Genomic DNA, 20827 nt, shown 5'->3' on the forward strand with positions numbered 1-20827 from the left:
CTCGCGTCCCCTTCCGCTAATAGTTTCTTATTCCTAAGTCAATCTATTCCATTTTTCAAAGCTCTATTCCATTCTAACTGATGAGAAATGGAAGAAGCAACCCGCGTTCATAAACGGGCTGCTTCGGGTGAACATGCATCACATGCAGAAAATATGTTTGCCAATCGTTTTGACCTGCGGACGGGACCATATCCATTTGGATGTCGCCGTCTCAGGGTTGAAATAATAGGTACAGCCCCCTGAAGGATCCCAGCCGTTAATGGCGTCATTGACGGCTTTTGTGGCGCTCTCGTTGGGAGTCAGCCAGATTTGTCCATCCGCAACTGCCGTGAATGCCCCCGGCTGAAAAATTACGCCCGATATCGAATTCGGAAAGCTTGGCGATTTGACACGGTTTAGAATAACAGCGGCAACGGCAACCTGACCGACGTACGGCTCACCGCGGGATTCTCCATATACGGCGTTGGCCATCAGTTTCAAATCATTTGCGGATAGTCCCAGCTTCGAGGACTTCGTTTCATTGGATCCTCCGCCCGAGGAACCCGTATTCCCGCCATCTCCGCCTGATGCAGGCGCCGGAGCGTCCGCGGCGGTTGGCTTCCAGCTCTTTGTAGCCTCCCAAAGCTTCAGCTTGGTTTTTGCCCCGACAACGCCGTCGGATTTCATTCCGAATTTCCATTGAAACCACGTGACGGCATTTTTCGTCGTGGACCCGAACTGGCCATCCACCTTGCCATTAAAAAATCCCAAATACTTCAGACGGCCCTGCAGTTCACTGACATCTTTTCCGGATGATCCGGGCTTTAACGTGGCGCTGCTGAAAGTTTCAGCGGTTTTCCCGCTGTTGCCATGCTTAAGCGTGAACGCGCCGAACAACAGAAGAACGATGACGACGGTCACCATTATTAATCGATTTCTCATCTTTGGAATCTGCCTTTCTCTTGCGGATTCTAAAAGCAAGCGAAGCTTATTCCTAGTATGAGAAATCGGATTGCCTTCTATGCACGAATTTGACTTACGAGCTAATCTTTCCTGCATCATACTGATCCACTGTCAGCAGAACCTCACGCGGTTTGCTGCCTTCATAAGGTCCTATAATGCTGCGGGCCTCCATTTGGTCAATAAGCCGGGCCGCGCGCGTATAGCCTACTCGCATGCGTCTCTGAAGCAGGGATACGGATGCCTGCTTGGCTTCAAGAACAATACGGACAGCCTGATCATACAGCTCATCCATCTGCTCATCCGCTTCCGGCATGGAATCATCCACTTCGGGTACCAGATCATTCGTATACTCCGCTTCGGCTTGGCCGCGCGAATAGTTTACCACGGCTTCCACCTCCTGGTCGGAAAGGAAAGCCCCCTGCACCCGGATGGGCTTGGACATTCCAACAGGCAGGAAAAGCATATCCCCGCGTCCCAGAAGCTTTTCCGCCCCAACCATATCCAGAATCGTACGGGAATCGACCTGCGAGGAAACGCCAAAGGCGATCCGGGATGGTATATTCGCCTTGATCAGTCCGGTGATGACATCAACGGACGGGCGCTGTGTCGCGATAATCAGATGGATGCCGGCGGCACGGGCCATTTGGGCTAGACGGCAGATCGCATCCTCGACGTCATTGGCGGCGACCATCATCAAATCGGCTAATTCATCCACGATGACGACAATATAAGGCAGAACCGCGGATGGATTCTCCGCCATCAGATTATTATAGCCTTCTATATTGCGCGTGCCCGATTTGGAAAACAGCTCATAGCGTTTCTCCATCTCCACCACGATCTTCTTCAAAGCGAGCGACGCCCGTCTCGGATCGGTGACAACAGGCGCCAGCAGGTGGGGAATGCCGTTGTACACATTAAGCTCAACCATCTTCGGATCAACCATCAGAAACTTGACTTCATCCGGCCGCGCCTTGTATAGAATGCTGGTAATGATACCGTTAATGCAAACGGATTTACCCGAGCCTGTCGCCCCGGCGACGAGAAGATGGGGCATTTTCGCAAGATTTCCCACAATCGTCTGGCCGGAAATATCCCTTCCGAAGGCGATGGACAGCTTCGAAGGCGCATTCAAGAATGCAGGCATCTCCATAACCTCGCGCATCGTGACGACGGATACCTCGGTGTTGGGCACCTCGATGCCAATGGCGGATTTGCCTGGAATAGGCGCTTCCATTCTGATATCCTTGGCAGCCAGCGCGAGGGCGATATCATCGGTCAGTCCGACTATCCGGCTTACTTTGACGCCTGTCGCGGGCTGTACCTCATATCGGGTTACGGCCGGACCACGCACAACATCCAAAACCTTCGCCCGCACCCCAAAACTCTCAAGCGTAGCTTCCAGTTTCCGGCGGGAGTCATTCGCATCCGCAGCTTCCCCCGCTCTGCCGCTGCCGCTCGGCTTGGTCAACAGCGAAAGTGACGGCAGCTGATAAGGCTTGACGGCAGGCACACGGGGAACAGGATTTACAGCGGCGGAGCCCTCTGCCAGTTCGCCAGTTTCAATTGCCGGACTTACAGGCGGCGAGCTTGGGGAAGAGATGCTGGTAAATGCATCATCTATTTCTTCCCCATCGACAAGATGCGGTTCCAGATCTTCTCCTTGGAAAGCCGTATTATCGATCAGTCCCCTGCTGCTGTCTATTGCAGGAGGAAGCTCGATTTCGCCTGCAGGATCAAAAACCTCCGGCACCACTGCCGGACTGCCTTTACCGGCATTATAAGCCTGCCATTCAGCGCTGCCCTCTTCATCATCGTCATCCCACTGCGGTACTCTGCTGCGGCTGCTTCCGGCAGGCTGAACCAAATGGTCGTCATCCATCTGCCAATCGTCTTTGTCGCTGCTTGAGTGCTCCTCGGGATCCGATGTTTCGTTAAACCAGGAGAAAAAGGGTATTCTCCTCTTTGCCGCCCGGGGACGCGGCTGATAAAGATCATCCTCATCATCTTCCAAATCATCATCCTGAATAATAGGGGCTGCGCCCTTGCCCCCTCTTGCCGGAGCTGCTGCAAGCTGCGCTGATCGTCTGGCAACCAGCTTCGCCCGCATTAGCGACCAGAAACGTCCGCCCCGGACGCGCAGGGCTTTCATCAAATCCACATAGGACCGGCCTGTCATCAACATAATAGAAATGGCAAACATGACGATCATAATGAATTTGGCGCCAAAATAACCAAATAACCAATAAAGCAGCGTATACTGAATTGCCCCTGCATAACCGCCGCTGATTGCTCTCGGCGCCACGCTGCCGTCATCCAGGACAGGAGTATCAATTAACGAAGCACGAATATCGCCGCCTAATTGACTTAATATGTAACCGGAAGTCAACCCCCCGGTAGGCTCTGTTTTCTGATCCATTACCGTAATCGAGCTCATCAGCGTAAATGCCAGCACCAGCAGCAAAATCCCGGTCTTGCGGGTGGACCAGCCGGATGGCCAGGTACGTTTGATCATAACGGTCAGACCAACGTAAATGCCTACAAGAGCCAGGGCAAAGTAAAACTTTCCAAGCATCAGTCCAAACAGTTTGGACAATGAACGTCCTACCGTAGCTTCACCCGAAAGCGCGATGACGGACACCGTAATCAACAAAATACCATAAACCTCATATTTTAGGCTCGTCCCAATCGAGCTCTTTCTTCTTCGCTTTTTTTTCGCCAACTTCAGTCACCTCTGGTTGCCATTATACCATACGAGGCCTCTGGATGCCGCTACTAATCTCCAATCCAGGGTAGAGCTGCCAACTGCTCATAACCCCACCCCGAAGCTTTACTATGAGAAAAACAGCTGTTTCAGGAGGAGCGGGAGCCAAATAAAATAACCGTGCCCGGTGAATACTGCGGCTGCAAATAAGCGTCCAATGGACACTCGAGCAGCCGGACGATTTTACCGATCCCCGGTGAGATCGGCTCAATTTGCATTCTTACATTGCCTATGGTGATGTCCACATATGGACCAGGCTGTTCATCCATTCCATCTAGGACAAGCTCCAGCGGCATCGTCGTGTACAGCGTCATTGCGTCAGCCCTCCCGGCCCTATTCTCTTGCGTTCCGCAATAAAACCATCCAGCTCGCGCAGTGCCACTCCAATCCCGCCGACCGCATCGATCAATCCATACTTGACCGCATCCACCCCAATTACGGTTGTCCCGATATCGCGGTTAAGCTCCCCGGTCTTGAACATCAGTTCTTTGAACATCTCGGTGCTTATGTTCGAGTGTGAAGTTACATACCGTACCACCCGCTCCTGCATTTTCTCCAAATATTCAAAGGTTTGCGGTACTCCGATAAACATGCCGTTCATCCGGATGGGATGGATGGTCATCGTCGCGGTCTCGGCGATAAATGACTTCATTCCCGCTACGGCAATGGGTACGCCAATGGAATGGCCGCCGCCCAGAACAAGGGTAACGGTCGGCTTCGTCAACGAGGAAATCATCTCGGCAATGGCAAGACCGGCCTCAACATCCCCGCCCACCGTATTCAGCACGATGATCAGGCCTTCGATTTTTGGATTCTGCTCCGCCGCCACCAGTTGTGGAATAATATGCTCATATTTGGTCGTTTTATTTTGTGGAGGGAGCACCATATGCCCTTCAACCTGCCCAATGATGGTCATGCAGAATACATTAGATTCTGTTGTGGGTATCGTCGTCTGTCCCAACTGCTGCAGCGTTTCCAGCGTAGGATTCACCATTTTCCGGTCGCCGCCTTCAGGATCCGGCTGTTCCGATTTTTGAAGCACTTCAATTTCCCGCATGTGATTTTTCCTCCTTATGCCTATTCGCCAGGAATCAATCCTGTTCTTTCATGTGCTCTGCATAGTATGGAAGGACAGAGAATTATTATACGGTTTATACGGAATTGACAGCCTGGAACGTCCCATTGCCGCGTTCGTGAGACAAATTTTATGTATAACAAAAAACGGTTTACTCCCACCCGGAATGAACCGGGCAGGAGAAAACCGTTTTGCATGTTTTATCACTCTTGGCTGAAAATCATTATACTTCCATGATAATAGGCAAAATCATTGGACGGCGGCGCGTCTGTTCGTATAAGAAACGGCCGAGCGCATCCTTCACATTGGTTTTCAGTGAAGCCCATTCGTTCACCTTATCATTCATTAATTTATGCAGGGTCGAAGTCACGATGCGGTTCGCTTCCTCAAGCAGCCCTTCGGATTCACGCACATACACAAAACCGCGGGAAATGATATCCGGACCGGATAAAATAGCGCCGTCTTGTTTGCTGAGCGTAACCACTACCACGAGGATACCATCCTGCGAAAGCAATTTACGGTCACGAAGCACGATATTTCCAACATCGCCGACACCCAAACCATCAATCAACACATTACCGGCAGGTACTTTGCTGCCTTTGCGTGCTACTCCACCCTGCACATCGATCGTATCCCCGTTGTCGATAATGAAAATGTTCTCCCGTTCGATGCCAACCGCCTCTGCAAGCAGGGAATGCTGACGAAGCATCCGGTACTCGCCATGGATCGGAATAAAATATTTTGGACGGATCAGATTGAGCATCAGCTTCAATTCTTCCTGACTTCCGTGACCGGATACGTGAACGCCGGAAACAGATCCCGGACCGTAAATAACATTGGCGCCCAAGCGGAAAAGCTCGTCCACCGTGCGTCCCACATAACGCTCATTCCCTGGAATAGGCGTAGCTGCAATAATAACCGTATCTCCCGGCAGGATGTCCACTTTGCGATGCGTAGAACGAGCCATACGCGTTAGAGCCGACATGGGCTCGCCTTGACTTCCTGTGGAGAGCACAACGACGCGGTCAGCCGCCATCTTGTTGATTTCTTCAGGCTCGATCAGCATGCCTTCCGGAATGGTTAAATAACCCAATTCAGAAGCAATAGACACCACGTTCACCATACTGCGGCCAACGACAACGATTTTGCGTTTCGTAGCCATAGCGGCGTTAATAACCTGTTGAATCCGGTGCACGTTGGAAGCAAAGGTTGCAATAACTACACGCTGTGTAGCTTTGCGGAAAATATCTTCAAGAGAAGGACCGATCATGCTCTCCGAGGGTGTAAACCCTGCGCGTTCCGCATTCGTACTGTCCGACAATAGAGCGAGTACGCCCCGCCGGCCAATGTCCGCAATACGCTGAAGATCCGCATATTGATTATTAACCGGCGTGTGGTCGAATTTGAAATCGCCAGTGTGGACAATCGTGCCTTCCGGCGTATCGAGACAAACACCAACCGAATCCGGAATACTGTGATTGGTTTTGAAGAATGATGCCTTGATCGTGCCGAGCTGGATTTCGGAATCGGCATTAATCAGAATCCGTTTCGTTTCGCCAAGCAGACCTGCCTCTTTCAACTTGCCTTCAATCAATCCGAGTGTCAGCTTCGTGGCATAAACAGGAACATTCAGATGCTTCAATACATAAGGCAGTCCGCCAATATGATCCTCATGTCCGTGCGTGATAAGAATAGCCCGTACCTTGTCCTTATTTTCCGTTAAATACGTAATATCCGGAATCACGATATCAATACCGAGCATATCTTCTTCCGGGAATTTCAAACCTGCATCGACTACGACAATATCGTTCCCATACTGAACGACATACATATTTTTTCCGATTTCGCCGACGCCGCCCAAAGCAAATATGAGCAGCTTATCTTGGCTGTTTTTCTTTGACAATTGTATCCGTACCTCCTAATTTTTACGAAGTAAAACCAAATTCATAAGTGTAGAATCAATCACCCTCACGAAATAAAGTCGCTTCGTTAGCATGTTATATTTTTTACGAAGAAAATCTTCGTAACCATGGTCAAATGTTAATGAAACTTATAAAACTTAAGTGAATAAGCAAAGCAAAACAATGTCCGGTGACCCAGCTTCATGCTTGGGCGGGACATGGAATGCTTCCGATTGCAAAATGCCTGATAGAAGCGGACATCAGCCTGCCTGATCAGATTCGCATCATTCTATCAAGGAAGCCGTGTCTTATGCTGTTGTATGCCGCTCAAAACAAGGGAAAGGATTCATTATTATTTGCCGCACACCATCACTTGTCCCCATTATACATGATTGAATTTATGAAACACAAGTAAAGGCGAAGAACTGTTAGAAAATATAGGTTAAACAGGACGTTTATCTGTCCGGACTCACGTCATGATTACTTTAGATCATGTATGCAGGAAGAACCGGCTCTCGCCACTCTCCGGCGTCGAAGTTAGCTTCTTCCCGATGTTATACCTATATATACGTCAAAAAAAACCGATGCAAACGCACCGGTTTTTGGTGAGTGCTGCATAAAGAGCTGCAAGCAACTCAAGAATTCAATAACTCACGAAGAGCAGCTAGCTCTTCTTCCGTAGGTCCCACGAGCGGCAAGCGCACTCCGCCGACAGGAATGCCGCGAATCGCCAGTGCTGACTTGACCAGAACCGGATTGGGAACGAGATGCGGCAGTTCAAACAAGCCTTTGAAAATCGGATGACAGGATGCGTGAATCCTGGCAGCTCCCGCAACGTCTCCGTTGACGAAGGACTCAATCATCTGTTTCATTTCACGGCCGATAATGTGGCTGGCTACGCTGACGATACCATATGCGCCGACAGACATCATTGGAAGTCCCGCTCCATCATCGCCACTGTACACCCGGAAGCCTTCAGGAGCTGCAGCAGCTATTTGAGTCACCTGATCTGTCGATGCACATTCCTTGGTTGCCACGATATTAGGTATCTGCGCCAGACGCAGCGTCGTTTGGGCTGTCATGCTCACGACCGTGCGGCCTGGAACATTATAAAGCATAACCGGCAGCGAAGTGCCCTCGGCAATACATTTAAAGTGTTGGTAAATGCCTTCTTGGCTTGGCCGGTTGTAGTAAGGAACCACGAGCAGAACGCCATCTACGCCGCATTGCTCAGCAAGCTGGGTCATTTGAAGGGAGTGGGCTGTATCATTGTTGCCGGTTCCCGCTATGACCTTGCAGCGGCCGTTAGCGCGCTTGACAACGTATTTGAACAAAGCAATTTTCTCATCATCCGTCAGCGTCGGTGATTCCCCGGTGGTTCCGGAAACCACGATGCTGTCGTTCAATTGTTCATCAATCAAATAATCGACAACGCGGCCGGTCGCTTCCCAGTCAACCGCTCCTTCCGCATCGAACGGAGTTACCATGGCGGTAACCAATCTTCCGAAATCCATTATGACTCCTCCTAAACATCGTTTCAAACATTTATTCGTGCAGCGAAAATTTCGCATGCAGGGCCCTTAAGGCGTCTACCATGAAACTCTCGCTCACCAGCACCCATATCGTAGTGTTGGAATCGGCCGATTGCAGAATCGGAATTCCCTGAGCTGTTAGCGCCTCCACGATTTTGGCCATAATCCCGGGAACACCGTTCATTCCCCCGCCGATTACAGATATTTTGGCGCAGCCGCTAACTGCGATCGGTGCATATCCAATCGCCTGCAAAACCGCAACCGCCTGCCGGGCATCCTGATCAAAAACCGTATAAACCGCTCCACCAGGTGTCACATTAATAAAATCCACACTGATATGATGCCGCGCCATCGCCTGAAATACCTGAAGCTGAACATCATTATGCCCGTCCTGCGCATGAACCGTAATTTGCGTAACTCCGCTAACATGAGCTACGCCTGTTACATAGCGGTCGCGAACCGTCGCGGACTGAGCGAGATTCAATGTGTCGGTCACCAATGTCCCTTCATCCTCCGAGAAGGTTGAACGGACGCGAAGCGGGATCCGGGCCTGCTGGGCAATTTCAACGGCACGGGGATGAATCACTTTGGCTCCTTGCCGGGCCATATTGCAAATTTCCGTATAACCGACAATCGGAATCGGGCGCGCATCCGCCACCAGGCGCGGATCAGCCGTTAATATGCCGTTGACATCGGTATAGATATCGACTCTTTCCGCCTTCAAGGCGGCACCTATCGCGGTGGCTGAAGTATCGCTGCCCCCACGTCCCAGCGTTGTTGTCTCACCGGCTTCCGTCATTCCCTGAAATCCGGTGACGATCACTACATTGCCGTCCTGCAAAAATTGGAGTATTCGCTCCGTACGTATTTCGACAATTCGTGCACGACCGAATTGATTATCGGTCAAAATACCAGCCGCACCCCCTGTCAAAGCAACAGCAGGTACCGAGTGTGCACGTAAAAGTCCGCAAAGCATAGCTGCCGATATGATTTCGCCGCAGCCAAGAAGCATATCACGCTCCCTGGCCGGCAAACCCGCTCCATGATCGGGGAGAAGCGAGAGCAGCGTGTCCGTCGCGTAAGGATCACCCTGACGCCCCATAGCAGAGACGACAACGACAAGCTGATGCTGTCGTTGCCGCTCTCTTTCGATATGACGAAGCACAAAGTCTCTTGCTTCCCCGGTGGAAAGCGAGGTTCCACCGAATTTCTGGACGAGGATGCCCATTGTCAAACCTCCGTATCCGCACTTTTTAGATGCCGGATCATTCATGTTTGACCAGCTGCCCATGCTGCTTATCCTATTATTTGCCGATTGCGATATATTCCGCAATTTGAACTGCGTTCCATGCTGCGCCTTTGAGCAGATTGTCGGAAACGATCCACATATTGAGACCGCGGGAGGAGCCAAAATCACGACGCAGACGACCGACGAATACATCCGGCTTACCGGCAGCATCCGTCGCCAGCGGGTAGAGCTGATTGGCTGGATCATCTACGAGAATAACGCCTGGGGCGTCTCCCAGCAGCTTTTTGACATCTTCAAGGTCGTAATCATTCTTTAATTCAACATAAACGGATTCCGAGTGGCCGTAGACAACGGGTATGCGCACGCAGGTCGCCGTTACCTCAATCGAATCGTCCCCCAGAATTTTTTTGGTTTCCCGAATCATCTTCATCTCTTCCAGCGTATAGCCATTATCCTGAAATTTATCGATTTGCGGGATTGCATTAAAGGCGATTTGATGTTTGACCGGGAGCGAGCCAACCGGCAAAATATCCGGAACAAGCTCATTGCCGTCAAGCACCTCGCGCGTCTGGCGCAGCATCTCTTCTATAGCCCGGCTTCCAGCTCCGGATACGGCCTGATACGTCGAGACAATAATACGGGAGATGCCGTAACGGTCCAGCAGCGGTTTAAGCGCGGCAACCATCTGAATGGTTGAACAGTTAGGATTTGCAATAAGACCTTTATGCTCGCTTATTTTATCAATGTTCACTTCCGGCACAACAAGCGGAGTGTCGGGATCCATCCGGAAGGCATTCGTATTGTCGATGCAGACCGCCCCATGCTCGATTGCATGAGGGGCAAGCGCCTTCGTCACATCGCCGCCAGCGCTGAATAATGCGATCTCCACATCTTTAAAGCTCTCCGGCGTTGCTTCCTCCACTGTATGCTCCTGACCCTTGAACATAATCTTCGTACCGGCTGAGCGTGCGGATGAAAGCAGCTTTAGCGCGGCAACCGGAAAATTCCGTTTTTCAAGCAGACCTATAATTTGTTCTCCTACTGCGCCTGTTGCCCCAACTACGGCAACGTTAAACAATTTTTGATTCGACATATGTCGTCTCCTCTCAAAATGAAACTTATGTCAAGGATTGCTCCAATTGCATACTAAAATACCGGAAGAAACTTGGAGGAAAGATCTCTTCCTCTTCCCTCGCAGCTTATAGAAATAAATATCGGATGGGAATATAAATATTCTATAATCGAGCTGCCATCGGCCATTCCTGCTTATCCCAGGGAACGGTCAATCAATAACGGCTGCAGCTGTTTACCTTGAAGAGCCGCTTCGCAGGCTTCTGGTATCAAATCCATCTTGGCTACAAGCGAATTCGGCTTTTGCACCGGATTGTCTTGCCCGAATGGAACAAAATAAACATTTTTGCAAACAAGCAATTTGGCGATATTCGCCGCATTCAGTCCGAGCCCGTCGTTAGTGGAAATGGCCAGCACGAGCGGCCGCAGATTACGCATCTGGGCTTTGGCAGCCATTAGTACGGGACTGTCTGTCATTGCATTGGCAAGCTTGCTCGTAGTATTTCCTGTGCACGGTGCAATAACCAGCACATCAAGGAGCTTTGAGGGACCCAGCGGTTCAGCCTCTACAATAGTCGAAATAATATCATTGCCCGTAATCATCTTCAACTGCCGCTGCCAATCCTCCGAAGTGCCGAAACGGGTGTCTGTCGTCATAAGTGTTTGAGTCACAATCGGAACGACATTCGCACCTTCATCAACAAATCGCTGGATGACCGGCATTACTTCCGCAAACGTACAATGTGAACCGGATAAGGCATAGCCTACCGTTTTACCCTGCCATTTCATTGCGCATTCCCCCGTTGCCTGGTATCTTCCGTAATCAACCGACTCAAACAATCCGCAATGATGCGTCCAGCGGTTTTCGGTGCGACGATACCTGGTAGACCGGGGGCGAGCAACGCTTTAATGCCCCGCTTCTCAGCGAAGCGAAAATCCGTTCCGCCCGGCTTGGAAGCGAGGTCGATAATGACCGCTCGCGAAGGCAAATTCGCTATAATTTGCGCTGTGACTATCATAGTCGGAATTGTGTTAAAAAGCAAGTCAATATTACTCACATGCTGCTGCAAATCCGTGATATAAAAAGGCTCAAAACCCATCTCCAAGGCCCTTGCAAAATGCTCTTCCCTTCTTACGCCAACCTTTACTTTTGCCCCTAGTCCCTGGAGCGTCCGGGCCATCGTCATTCCCGTCCGTCCAATACCCAGCACCATGCAGGATGAGCTGTGGATGGTAATGTCCGTATGTTGAATCGCCATCATTACGGCGCCTTCGGCTGTCGGGATTGAATTGTAAATCGCCACATCGTCACGATCGAAAAGCTCAACCAGCGCGATAGACTGTCTCTGGCAAGCCTCACGTAAATATGGCTTCGCCATACCTGTATAAACCTTGCAGTGTTTTGGCAAAAGAGCAATATGTTCTTCCGTCAAAATAAGCTCGCGGTCGCTAAAAACAGCCGGAATCGTTCCGTCATCATCGGTCCCGACCGCCGGGAGCACAAGCGCATCGGCGCCTGGAAATAAATCAGCGCTCAATTCAGCGTGTACTGCTCCATCCAGCGGGGTGTGAAGCTGATCAAATCCGGCAACCGTTACAGCCGCATCCAGCTCCGTCAGCTTGCGGATAACCTCAAGCTGTCTGGCATCGCCACCCAGCAGCACGACCTGAACCCCTGTCAGCATAAGGGTATCACTCCTTTCTCCCTTCATCCGTTACGACATTCGAATCCTCGGATATAGATTATCTTATGCCAAGGCCCAAAAGGGGTGAAAAGGAAAATGCGCCATTTGAGGTTTTCGTATTGGTTTGAAAGTACCAAGGCCTGGCACATTGCCGATACTAAAGGCGAAAACAGGCAAAAAAACCCGATGCATCCGCACCGGGTTTATTATGGCCGTAATATTTATAATATGAATCGGATGAATATCGAGTTATGTTAAACTCCGGTGTGGCCGAAGCCGCCTGCTCCGCGAACCGTATCCGGCAATTCCTCTGCTTCCGTAATTTTGATTGCCGGCACAATCTGAAACAGCATTTGAGCAATCCGCTCCCCCCGCTCGATGACGAATGGTTCCTTCCCGAGATTGACGAGAAGCACTTTTACTTCTCCCCGATAATCAGCGTCAATCGTTCCGGGTGAATTCAGGCAGGTGATTCCATGCTTGTATGCCAGGCCGCTGCGCGGGCGGATCTGGGCTTCAAGCTCCGCCGGCATGGCCATTGAGAAACCTGTCGGAATAAGCTTGCGTTCGCCTGGAGCGAGTGTCACGGGTTCATCAACAGCCGCCTGCAGGTCAAATCCCGCTGCTAATTCCGACATCCTGCGGGGAAGCACCAGTTCTTCATTGCCCGGCAATCGTTTAAACAATACTTGAAACAAGACTATCCCTCCCGAGAGCGGAAGCCGCTTTATCATTGGATCCTACCATTGCTACCGCAAACGGAACGGAGAGCATTTGCTTGGTAACGGCTTGAATATCGCTCATTTGCACAGAATCGATCCGTAGCAGCATCTCATCAAGCGTGTAATGACGGCCGATCATAAGCTCGTTCTTCCCCAGCCGGTTCATTCGGCTGCTTGTGCTTTCCAGACTGAGGATCAAACTGCCCTTGAGCTGTTCCTTGCCCCGATGCAGCTCGCTGTCGGAGAGGCCCTTGGCTGCCAAGTCATGCAATTGCTCCAGCGTGAGATCGAGCACTTCCTTCGTTTGTTTCGGTGCGGTTCCGGCATAAATCGTAAACAAGCCGCTATCCGCATGGGAGGAGTGATACGAGTACACCGAATAAGCCAAACCGCGTTTCTCGCGAATTTCCTGAAAAAGCCTGGAGCTCATTCCGCCTCCCAACGCGTTGTTCAGCAGAATCATCGCGTACAGCTGAGGGTCGGCGATCGAGCACCCGGGAAAGGTCAGGCAGATATGGTTTTGCTCTGTTTTTTTCTTATGAAATAAATATTGGCCGTTAAAGTCAGGTGCTTCCAGAATGCTTTCCGAGCCTTTATTCTTAAATCCGCCGAACTGCTTCTCCAGCAGCTCAAGCAGAGGACCTTCCTCGACGTTGCCCGCGACACTGATTACAGTGTTGTCGATCCGGTAATGATCGCGCATATAGCCGCGGAGTGTATCGCCATCCATGGCATTCAGACGCTCCTCCAGCCCAAGAATCGAGTAGGCAAGCGGATGGTCTCCGTAAGAAGCGCGTGATGCTTCATCATGCACCTTGTCATCAGGCGTATCCTCGTACATGGATATTTCCTCAAGAATGACGTTCTTCTCTTTGCTTAATTCACCGGCGTCCATCACCGATTCAAAGAACATATCTGCCAAAGCATCAACCGCGATAGGAAGATGCTGATCCAGCACCTTGGCGTAATAGCATGTATATTCTTTGGCTGTGAAAGCATTGATATTGCCGCCTATGCCATCAAACAAATCGGCAATGTCCTTCGCGCTTCGTCTGGCTGTTCCTTTAAAAAGCATGTGCTCAATAAAATGGGAAATTCCGTTATTGACTGGCGTCTCATTACGCGAACCTGTCTTAACCCATATCCCGAAAGCCACGGAACGAAAGGTTGGTATGTACTCCACCACGACCCGCATCCCGTTGCTGAGTGTATAATTGTTCACTTATTTTCCTCCTAAAGAGTTTTACTTGCAAAACTGGCTTCGTAAGCATTCGCTTTGAGTTTTCTGCTTTCTTCGTGAATTACTTCTCTGCAAAGCAGAAAAATCACTTCGTAAGCATAATCTTAAGTTTTGCTTGCAAAACTGGCTTCGTAAGCATTCGCTTTGAGTTTTCTGCTTTCTTCGTGAATTACTTCTCTGCAAAGCAGAAAAATCACTTCGTAAGCGCAGTACTCGTTCATATCGCCAAAATCAGTGATTTCACTATAACAAAATTAAGGCCCCGCCTCAACTAAATGCACCCGCTTGGGGGATAATGTTTCGCTGACCGTCCCTAAGGAAAGTCCTTTCTGCCTGATTGCGGCAATTATACCCGGCAGCGCCTGACTTGAAGAATCGGTGGGATGCATGAGAATCAGTGATCCCGGTTCGACACGGGTCCGGATTTTGTTCACGATCGATGCGGCCGGAGGATGCTGCCAATCCACAGTGTCGAGGGTCCAAAGCACCGTTTTCAACCCCTGCTCCGCCGCCACCTCGATTGTTATCTGATTAAAATCCCCGGAAGGCGGCGCAAACCACACATTGGACACATTGAAGGTTGACTTCAGCAGCGCTTCCGTTTTGGCGATTTGATTGTAAGCGGATTGCCGGTCAAGCTTGCTCATATCAGGATGAGAATAGGCATGATTGGACAGCTCATGCCCCTTGGATTGAATCAGACGGGCCATGTCGGTATTTTTTTTCAGCCACGACCCATCGAAGAAGAAGGTCGCCTTTACATTTTGCTCCTCAAGCGTCTTGAGCATCGGTTCAAGAAACTCATTGCCCCACGCTACATTGATCATAAGCGCTACCATCGGCTTATTGGGATTACCCTTGTAGATCGGCTGTCTTCCCAACTGCTCCAGGCTGATCGCTGGGGAAATTTCCTTATACATGAAACGGATCGGGCTGTTTTCCGGCGCATCGCGCATCAGCCGATAGGTTTGATCCACATCAACCTCTAGCCCGTTATAACCCGGAATCGCCTTCCATACGCGGTCAAGCCTGGCATCAACAGGGGCAATGCGGCGTTTGACAGCTTCCTTCTCTATAGCGTCCTTCAACTGCTGCCTGACAGAATCTGAGGAAATATCAATTCCCAAAGCTGTAGCAGCCTTTCCCTGTTTCAATTCAGCCAGGTAGGCCGATAAATCACCGCTTAACCCGAAAATCAGCAGCAGCGCACACATGAAAACCGTCATTATGATCGCTTTCTTCAGCTTCATCGCTTTGTCCCACCCTTCTTATTCATCATATTATGGCTTGGTCCACAATATGTAAGAGGTGTAGAAGAACAGAGCTGCTAGACGATGTTTCTTTATTACGGCTGATATTATGTACAAAATAAAAAGAGACAGATGAAATCTGGCTCTCTTCTTGAATATCCAAAAATTATTGGTTTGTGAGTATACTTGTTACGATTGAGCAGGAGCCTCGGCCGTCAGAACTGCTTTACGGGAAAGATTAACGCGTCCTTGCTGATCGATTTCCGTCACTTTAACTGTGATTTGATCGCCGACTTTGACGACATCCTCAACTTTGGCGACACGCTCAGTCGACAGCTGCGAAATATGCACCAGTCCATCCTTACCCGGTAAAATTTCGACGAAGCAGCCGAATTTCTCGATGCGTCTGACCGTTCCCAAATAAATCTCGCCGACAATTACCTCGCGGACAATGCCTTCAATGATTTGTTTGGCCCGATCAATGGCTTCCGCGTTCGAGGAGGCGATAAAGACAGTGCCATCCTGTTCGATATCGATTTTTACGCCGGTTTCGTCAATGATTTTGTTAATGACTTTACCGCCGGCACCGATAACATCACGGATTTTGTCCGGGTGAATATTCATAATCACGATTTTAGGAGCATAAGGGGACAATTCTTTGCGCGGCTGCTGCATAACCTCAAGCATTTTGCCAAGAATGTGCATGCGCCCCTGACGCGCCTGTTCAAGTGATTCCTCAAGAATAGCACGGTCAATACCGTCAATCTTGATATCCATTTGAATCGCGGTAACGCCTTTGGCTGTTCCAGCTACCTTGAAGTCCATATCCCCGAGATGGTCTTCCATACCCTGGATATCGCTGAGGATCGCGAAATGGTCTCCGTCCTTGATCAGTCCCATTGCAATACCCGCAACAGGCGCTTTAATCGGTACCCCTGCATCCATCATTGCCAGCGTGCTTGCGCAAATACTCGCCTGGCTTGTCGAACCGTTGGATTCCAGCACCTCAGACACCAGACGAATCGCATAAGGGAACTCCGCTTCCGAAGGTATGACCTTCGACAAGGCTCTCTCTCCAAGCGCACCATGTCCGATTTCACGACGTCCCGGCGGACGAAGCGGTCTAGCCTCGCCTACGCTAAATGGAGGGAAATTATAATGGTGCATGAAGCGTTTGGTTTCAGCCAAATCGATACCGTCGAGTATCTGTACATCTCCAAGCGGTCCAAGCGTACAAATGCTAAGCGCCTGCGTTTGGCCGCGCGTGAATAATCCCGATCCGTGTGTGCGCGGCAGGATAGCAACATCGCAATCGATAGGGCGGATTTCACTCAATGCCCGTCCATCCGGACGTACTTTATCATGCGTGATCAGACGCCTTACTTCTTCCTTGACAATATCGTAGAGGACTTCTTTCACATCGCCAAGAAGCTCCGGTGTATCAGCATACTGCTCTTCGAAATGAGCAACAGTCTCAGCATTGACAAGGTCAATTGCTTCTTGTCTGGCGTGCTTCTCAATAATGCGGACAGCTTCGACCAGACGGGCCGACGCAAAAGCGCGAACCGCTGCGTTCACTTGCTCATCACTGGCGTGCAGCTTGACTTCCATTTTTGTTTTACCAGCCAAACCATGGAGTTCTTCTATCGTCGCAACGATTTTCTTGATCTCATCATGGCCGAACATGATTGCTTCCAGAATAATCGATTCCGGCACTTCATTCGCTTCCGCCTCAACCATCATGATGGCATCCTTCGTACCGGAAACGACTACATAAACCTCGCTTTTCTTCTCCTGCTCAACCGTAGGGTTGATGATAAACTCCCCGTCGATGCGACCTACAATGACGCCGCCAATCGGTCCGTTAAACGGCAAATCCGAAATCGTCAAGGCTGCGGATGTTCCAATCATGGCTGCGATTTCCGGAGCGCAATCCTGGTCCACACTCATCACGATATTGGCGATCTGCACATCATTGCGGAATCCGTCTGGAAACAATGGGCGAATCGGACGGTCTGTCAGCCTGCTGGAAAGAATGGCCTTCTCGCTCGGACGTCCCTCCCGCTTGATGAATCCTCCGGGAATTTTACCGACCGCATATAAACGTTCTTCATAATTGACGGTTAACGGGAAAAAATCGAGCGGCTTAGGTTCATTGGACGCCACGACCGTACAGAGTACGACAGTTTCACCGTATTTAACCGTAACTGCTGCGTTTGCCTGCTTGGCAAGTCGACCCGTCTCAAGTACGAGCGGGCGTCCGCCTAACGTCATTTCTACACGTTGTAACATTGAATCCCTCCTCACTGCAACTGGTAGGCCAATAAAGGGCCGGGCTGCATGGTCTATTAGATTTTCATTCGACAGCTATATAGGTTCTCCTGCTGCAAGAAGACTTTTTGGGATAACAGAAATGGGGCAAGTTTCTTGAGAGGTTATATACAAAATACCGTTACATTTACAAAAAGCAACCCGGAGCAGCCAAACCGGAACCCCGGACGGCTGGACAACCAGGTTGCTTTTATCCTCGCATCTTTTATCGGCGCAAGCCGAGTCTTTCGATCAATGCGCTGTAGCGTCGTACATCCTTGTTTTTCAGATATGCCAACAGCTTACGACGTTGACCGACCATTTTGAGCAGGCCGCGACGGGAGTGATGATCTTTCTTGTGCACCCGAAGATGGTCTGTCAAATTGACGATGTTTTGCGTCAGGATAGCGATTTGAACTTCCGGAGAACCGGTGTCGTTCGCATGGGTTTTGTGCTCATCGATCAATTGATTCTTACGTTCTTGAGTAAGTGCCATCCTTGTTCACCTCCTTTATCTTAATCGCCATTAGCCTCGCCGCCGTCGGTGAGATCGAGCAGGCCAAGCCAAGGTTCTTGCCGCTTATGCGATGTGCAAAAATGCATCATCTCTCCGCAACGACTAGAAGTATATCATAATCGCCCATATAAAGTAAATGGAGCAGGGTTATTTATGAGACGATGATAGACTAACGCTGCCCTTGGGACAAAATCGTTCTGGCCTTATCGGCATCGGCATGAATTTGACCAACCAGCTCATCAATCGAATTAAATTTCTTCTCTGTGCGGAGAAAAGAAATAAAATGGATCGCAATCGACTTGCCGTAGAGGTCGCCGTCAAAGTCAAATAAATGGGCTTCCATGACCGGTTGTGTCAGATTCTCATGGAAGGTTGGCTTCACTCCGATGTTCAATACACCGGGAATCCGCTCTCCGTCCACTTCCGCCATGATGGCATATACACCCTGACGGGGAACCACATAAGCCGTTTCCGGATCCAGGTTGGCGGTCGGAAATCCGATCTTGCTGCCTCTGCCTTCACCATGGACGACAGTTCCCTGTACATGATAGGGTTCCCCGAGGAAATGCTCGGCCATTTCCAGCTTGCCTTCTGCCAGCGCTTCGCGGATAAGGGTACTGCTGACTTTTTTGCCGTCGATCATGAGCGGCTCTACGATTTCCACAGCGATATCCGGATCGCCAAGTGCGACAAGCGTGTCCGCTTTTCCCGCACCCCGGGATCCAAATGCAAAATCAAAACCGACGACTGCCTTCTTGACCTGCAGCGGACGCAGCACATGCTCGACAAATTCATCCGGCGTTACTGCGGAGAATTCCAGGTCGAATTGAACGATATACACGACATCCACACCGAGGGAACGGAAACGGTTGATCTTCTCCTCTAATGGAGTGAGGCCATTCACATATTGATCGCCCTGCCCCAGCACTTCCTTCGGATGCGGGTAAAAGGTCATTACTGCAGCCTCAATGCCTGTACTGCGTGCAGCTTCGACAGAGCGGCGGATGACATTCTGATGCCCCTTGTGGACACCATCGAAATAACCGATGGCAAGCGTCTTGGGAAGGGCTGATTTTGCGGGCTCAGAGGATTGAACCGGATATTGTAATGAGATTATTTTCACTGCCGTCACACCTGCTTTATGAGCTTCACTTCATTTTAAACGGACGTAAATACTTTGACCGCTTTCAACGAGCCTGTGTCCTTATCTGCTTCAAATAAACCAAGAAACAATCCGTCATCACGATATAGACAAACTAACGACTGGTCATCTATACGCTGCAGCGTCTGAATATTTTGTAACGGAATACGCTTGCCTTGAAAAGCATGCTGAGCGGTAGCTGCATTTACTGAACCGCTGGGCAGATGGCTCAGCGCCGAGTCAGCCGGCAGCAGTTTAGACTCGAGTTCTCCCGCGACATGCAGCTTTTGAATCTCTTCCATCGTCAGACAGTGCTCCCGCGTGAACCCGCCTGACAGCGTGCGTGTAAGTTCAGCCATAACCGCAGGAACTCCCAGCGCTTTACCGATATCCACGCACAAGGTGCGGATATAGGTGCCTTTGGAGCATTGAACGGAAAAACGGATCCGGGGATGCGCCATTCCAAGCTCAAGCTCAAGCAGCTCAAGCCGATAAATGGTTACGGGACGCGCTTGGCGTTCTATGATATGGCCCTCCCGGGCCAACTCGTAAAGTCGCTTCCCCTCGACCCGAACGGCTGAATACATCGGTGGAACCTGCATAATCTCGCCTACGAAGGAGGCCAGTGTACGGCGTATCTCCGATTCATCAATGGTAATGTTGTCCATCTGCGAGATGATAGCGCCTGTCAAATCCTCCGTATCTGTCGCCAAACCAAGCTGCAGAACAGCCTCATAGGCTTTTGGCCGCTCCTGGACATATTCAACGACACGCGTTGCGCGTCCGATACAAAGCGGCAGGACGCCGGTAACCTGAGGGTCAAGCGTGCCGGCATGACCAATTCTTTTCACACGGAGTATCCCTCTTACCTTGGCAACAACATCATGAGAGGTCCATCCAGCCGGCTTCCAAACAGGTAGAATTCCCTCCATCATTGGGCCAACGCCTCACTGACCGCATTCACCAGTTTAGTCATTGCAGCTGAAAGGGGCCCCTCAAGCTGACAGCCGGCTGCTCTGATATGCCCGCCGCCTCCGAATGATTTGGCGATAGCCGCAACATCCGCTTTACCGGAGGAACGCATGCTTACCTTGACGTTTCCATCTGCGGTTTCTTTGAACAACACGCCAACCTCAACGCCTTCTACATTGAGCGCGTAGTTCACCAGGCCTTCCAGATCATCGCCTATCGCTCCGGTTTCCGCCATATCTTCATATGCGATATAAAGCCAGGCAATCTGGCTGTCATCGGAGAACATCAGCCTGCTGAGCCCGCGCTGCAGCAGCAGAAGCTGCGGTTTGGTCATACGTTCCAGCAACCGGTCTGCAATAGAATGACTGGGAATGCCAATCGCCAGCATCTGCGAAGCCACCTGCATCACATAAGGGCTTGTATTGGAGTAACGAAAGCCGCCCGTATCCGTCAGCAATC

Annotated in this window: 18 protein-coding genes; all 18 read right to left on the bottom strand. The window is 50.5% G+C overall.

The window, feature by feature from the left end; translation table 11 throughout:
- Positions 1–138: 138 nt before the first annotated feature.
- Positions 139–921, bottom strand: coding sequence for a spore cortex-lytic enzyme (gene sleB / locus AC0YNV_RS08950; RefSeq protein ID WP_475767670.1), 783 nt, complete (start codon positions 919–921; stop codon positions 139–141).
- 94 nt (positions 922–1015) lie between these two features.
- A complete protein-coding gene (locus tag AC0YNV_RS08955) occupies positions 1016–3661 on the bottom strand; it encodes an FtsK/SpoIIIE family DNA translocase (RefSeq protein WP_475767671.1) in 2646 nt (881 codons plus the stop codon).
- Between the two features lie 131 nt (positions 3662–3792).
- Complete coding sequence (locus AC0YNV_RS08960; protein ID WP_210041097.1) at positions 3793–4017, bottom strand: YlzJ-like family protein; 225 nt, start codon at positions 4015–4017, stop codon at positions 3793–3795.
- Entirely contained in the window at positions 4014–4760 is a 747-nt protein-coding gene (locus AC0YNV_RS08965) for a ClpP family protease (RefSeq protein ID WP_475767673.1), read from the bottom strand. The genes AC0YNV_RS08960 and AC0YNV_RS08965 overlap by 4 nt, the downstream gene beginning before the upstream one ends.
- 241 nt (positions 4761–5001) lie before the next feature.
- Positions 5002–6681, bottom strand: coding sequence for a ribonuclease J (locus AC0YNV_RS08970; protein ID WP_210041099.1), 1680 nt, complete (start codon positions 6679–6681; stop codon positions 5002–5004).
- Positions 6682–7314: 633 nt separating this feature from the next.
- On the bottom strand, positions 7315–8193 hold the full coding sequence (gene dapA / locus AC0YNV_RS08975) for a 4-hydroxy-tetrahydrodipicolinate synthase (RefSeq protein ID WP_475767674.1): 879 nt from the start codon (positions 8191–8193) through the stop codon (positions 7315–7317).
- Positions 8194–8224: 31 nt separating this feature from the next.
- On the bottom strand, positions 8225–9439 hold the full coding sequence (dapG, locus tag AC0YNV_RS08980) for an aspartate kinase (RefSeq protein ID WP_475767676.1): 1215 nt from the start codon (positions 9437–9439) through the stop codon (positions 8225–8227).
- Between the two features lie 76 nt (positions 9440–9515).
- Positions 9516–10553 carry an aspartate-semialdehyde dehydrogenase gene (locus tag AC0YNV_RS08985; protein ID WP_475767678.1) on the bottom strand — a complete coding sequence of 346 codons (1038 nt, stop codon included), beginning with the start codon at positions 10551–10553 and terminating at the stop codon, positions 9516–9518.
- A 173-nt stretch (positions 10554–10726) separates the two neighbouring features.
- Positions 10727–11320, bottom strand: a complete 594-nt coding sequence (locus tag AC0YNV_RS08990) for a dipicolinate synthase subunit B (protein WP_210041107.1) — start codon at positions 11318–11320, stop codon at positions 10727–10729.
- Complete coding sequence (gene dpsA, locus AC0YNV_RS08995; protein ID WP_210041109.1) at positions 11317–12216, bottom strand: dipicolinate synthase subunit DpsA; 900 nt, start codon at positions 12214–12216, stop codon at positions 11317–11319. Before dpsA ends, AC0YNV_RS08990 begins: the two co-directional genes overlap by 4 nt.
- 254 nt (positions 12217–12470) lie before the next feature.
- Entirely contained in the window at positions 12471–12914 is a 444-nt protein-coding gene (gene dut, locus AC0YNV_RS09000; RefSeq protein ID WP_475767680.1) for a dUTP diphosphatase, read from the bottom strand.
- Complete coding sequence (locus AC0YNV_RS09005; RefSeq protein WP_210041113.1) at positions 12895–14160, bottom strand: M16 family metallopeptidase; 1266 nt, start codon at positions 14158–14160, stop codon at positions 12895–12897. Before AC0YNV_RS09005 ends, dut begins: the two co-directional genes overlap by 20 nt.
- A 272-nt stretch (positions 14161–14432) precedes the next feature.
- Positions 14433–15428: a polysaccharide deacetylase family protein gene (locus tag AC0YNV_RS09010; RefSeq protein ID WP_475767682.1), complete on the bottom strand. Its 996-nt coding sequence runs from the start codon at positions 15426–15428 to the stop codon at positions 14433–14435.
- Positions 15429–15617: 189 nt separating this feature from the next.
- Positions 15618–17720 (bottom strand): polyribonucleotide nucleotidyltransferase, encoded by a 2103-nt coding sequence (gene pnp, locus AC0YNV_RS09015; RefSeq protein WP_210041117.1) that lies wholly within the window; start codon positions 17718–17720, stop codon positions 15618–15620.
- A 244-nt stretch (positions 17721–17964) separates the two neighbouring features.
- Positions 17965–18234 carry a 30S ribosomal protein S15 gene (rpsO, locus tag AC0YNV_RS09020; RefSeq protein WP_188992490.1) on the bottom strand — a complete coding sequence of 90 codons (270 nt, stop codon included), beginning with the start codon at positions 18232–18234 and terminating at the stop codon, positions 17965–17967.
- A gap of 190 nt (positions 18235–18424) precedes the next feature.
- Positions 18425–19378, bottom strand: coding sequence for a bifunctional riboflavin kinase/FAD synthetase (locus tag AC0YNV_RS09025; protein WP_475767683.1), 954 nt, complete (start codon positions 19376–19378; stop codon positions 18425–18427).
- Between the two features lie 35 nt (positions 19379–19413).
- Positions 19414–20331: a tRNA pseudouridine(55) synthase TruB gene (gene truB, locus AC0YNV_RS09030; protein ID WP_475767685.1), complete on the bottom strand. Its 918-nt coding sequence runs from the start codon at positions 20329–20331 to the stop codon at positions 19414–19416.
- Positions 20328–20702 (bottom strand): DHH family phosphoesterase, encoded by a 375-nt coding sequence (locus AC0YNV_RS09035; RefSeq protein ID WP_475768399.1) that lies wholly within the window; start codon positions 20700–20702, stop codon positions 20328–20330. Before AC0YNV_RS09035 ends, truB begins: the two co-directional genes overlap by 4 nt.
- Positions 20703–20827: the final 125 nt, after the last annotated feature.

This window comes from Paenibacillus sp. JT31N11 (assembly GCF_056269285.1).